Source organism: Gemmatimonadota bacterium (genome assembly GCA_026706345.1).
GTDB lineage: Bacteria > JAAXHH01 > JAAXHH01 > JAAXHH01 > JAAXHH01 > JAAXHH01.
The window spans coordinates 1-2,640 of record JAPOYX010000243.1 but is presented as its reverse complement, the minus strand read 5'-3'; the positions used below and the strand labels follow the sequence as shown (position 1 = coordinate 2,640).

Annotated in this window: 2 protein-coding genes; both read left to right on the top strand. The window is 62.1% G+C overall.

Annotation, left to right across the window (positions count from 1 at the left end):
- On the top strand, positions 1-1,874 hold a 1,874-nt coding region (gene bamA, locus OXG98_17690), incomplete at its 5' end, for an outer membrane protein assembly factor BamA (GenBank protein MCY3773843.1).
- A 131-nt stretch (positions 1,875-2,005) separates the two neighbouring features.
- Positions 2,006-2,548 carry an OmpH family outer membrane protein gene (locus OXG98_17685; GenBank protein MCY3773842.1) on the top strand — a complete coding sequence of 181 codons (543 nt, stop codon included), beginning with the start codon at positions 2,006-2,008 and terminating at the stop codon, positions 2,546-2,548.
- Positions 2,549-2,640: the final 92 nt, after the last annotated feature.

Genomic DNA, 2,640 nt, shown 5'->3' with positions numbered 1-2,640 from the left:
TGTGCCGGATGCCCGAGGTCTTGCCCTCGGGCATCCGGCACATCAATGTGGTCGGCGCCACCATATTTCCGGAAAAGGAACTGCTCGAAGAGATGGAACTGCAGCACCCGGGCCTGTTCTCCTTCTTCCGCAACAACGACAAGTACAACCGCGAGAAACTCACCGGAGACCTCGAGAAGATCGAGTCGTACTACAAAGACCGGGGATACGTCGAGTTCGAGCTCACCTCCACCCAGGTGAGCATCACCCCCGACAAGCGCCAGGTGTACATCTCCATGAACGTCGAGGAAGGCGAGAAATACACCATCGACGAGGTCAATCTGCTCGGCGAGCTGAACGACGTGAAGCCTGAAGACCTGCGCCCGCTGATGCTGGTGGAGCCGGGGCAGGTGTTCTCGCAGGCCTGGCTGACCGCCACGGAGGAACGCCTGGAGGCGGCGCTGGGCAATTCCGGTTATACCTTCGCCAGTGCGGGCGGCATTCCCCGCGTCAAGGAAGGCGGCACGGTGAGCATCGATGTGGTGGTCGATGCCGGCAAGAGGGCCTACGTGCGCCGCGTCAGCTTCGCCGGCAACCGCGTGACCCAGGACGAGGTGATGCGCCGGGAGCTGCGCCAGATGGAAGGCGGTTGGGCCTCCACCGCCCAGATCGACCTGTCGAAACTGCGCCTGGAACGCCTCGGCTACTTTCAGGCAGTGAACGTCGAAACCCCGGAGGTACCCGGCACGGACGATCAGATCGACGTGAATTTCTCGGTGGAGGAACAACCCTCGGGCAGCATTTCGGCGACCCTGGGTTACAGCCAGGGATGGGGCCTGGTGGTCGGCGCCAACTACCAGGAAAACAACGTGCTCGGCACGGGCAACAGCCTGGGCCTCGGCCTTTCGTACTCGAAATATCAGAAATCGGCCAACTTCAACTACTTCAACCCCTACTACACCCTCGACGGCATCAGCCGGGGCTACAACGCCTACTTCCGCCGCCTCGACTGGGACGAGCGCAATATCGCCCGCTACAGCACCGATGCCTTCGGTGTGGGCGTGAATTTCGGCTTTCCCATCGGCGAGACCCAGCGCATCAACTTCGGCGGCTCCGTGGAACAGACATCGCTTACCGAAGGGCGCTTCCCGGCGCTGGAGATCAGCGAATTCCTCGAGAAGAACGGCGACGACTTCCTGAATTTCAAGGCCAACCTGTCCTGGGTCGGTTCCACGCTCAACCGTGGCCTGTTCCCGACCCGCGGCCGCTCCCAGACGCTCGCCCTGCAGGCATCGATTCCGGGCAGCGACCTGCAGTTCTGGAAGGTGACCTACCGGGGCGAACAGTACTTCCCGTTCTTCGCCGGGCTGACGCTGCGCTTCCGCACGGAGCTGGGGTATGGCGGCGGCTACGGCAATACCAAGGCGCTGCCGTTCTACGAACACTTCTTTGCCGGCGGTTTCGGCTCCATCCGCGGGTTCGAGCAGTCCACCCTCGGGCCGCGCACCACCAATCCCACCCACGACATCGACGGGAATCCCATCCCCGAGGGCTTTTTCCGCAGGGGCAGGGCCCGTGACGGAGACCCGTTCGGCGGCAACATGCTGGTCGAGGGAAGCCTGGAACTCATCCTCACCCTGCCCTTCGTCGAGGAGAACCGGCAGTTCCGGCCGGTGATATTCGTCGACGCCGGCAACGTCTTCAACTCCAACTGCCCGGACGTCAGCCGCAACTGCTTCGGTTTCGATATCAACGAGTTCCGGTACTCGGTGGGCTTCGGCGTTACCTGGCTGACCGCCATGGGGCCCATGACCTTCGGCATCGCGAAGCCGTTCAACACCAGCGAGATCGACGAGAAGGAGTCGTTTCAGTTCGAGTTGGGCGTTGCGCGATAACCGGGGCAGGTCAAGCCAGCCTGCCGGTTCCGATGGTTCTGATGTAGAATGACGACCGGTACGAAAGTCGGCGAAACAGGCGGGGCGGGCTGGCATCAGGCTCTGAGCGGGACCAGAAGAGGAGTTGCAGTGTGAACAACAGGCTGGCGGTCGAAATCACCGGATTGGCATTGTGCGGGTTCCTTCTCGCCACGCCGCTGGCGGCGGCGGAACTGGAAATCGCCGTTCTGGACACCCAGCGGGCAATCGTCTCCACCGAGGAAGCCCAGGCGCTGATGGAGAAGGCGCAGAACGAGCTGAAAGCGGAAGAGACCGAGGTCAATGCCCTGGGCGAGGAGCTTCTCGCGCTGCAGCAGCAGATCGAGAAAGACGGCGAGATCATGAGCCCGAGCGAGCAGCGCCGCATCCAGAAGGATATCGAAGACAAGCAGATAGATTACCAGTACCTGGTCAACAAGCTGCAGAAGCAACTCAACGACAAGCGGCAGGAACTGCTGCAGGTGATGGCGCCCAAGCTCAATGCCGTGCTCGAAGACCTGATCGCCCTGGAAGGCTACGACCTCATCATGGAGCGGGCCAACCTTCGCTACGTCAATCCCAAGCACGACATAACGCGCCGGGTCACCGAGAAACTCAACGAGAAGCGCGAAAAAACCGAAAACTCCGATTCGTGACCCGATGCGGGGGCGCGAGGGGGTTGACTCCCGCCAGAATCGTCCCAGGGCGTTCCGCCTCGGCGAACTGGCCGAACGCGTAGGCGGCGAGG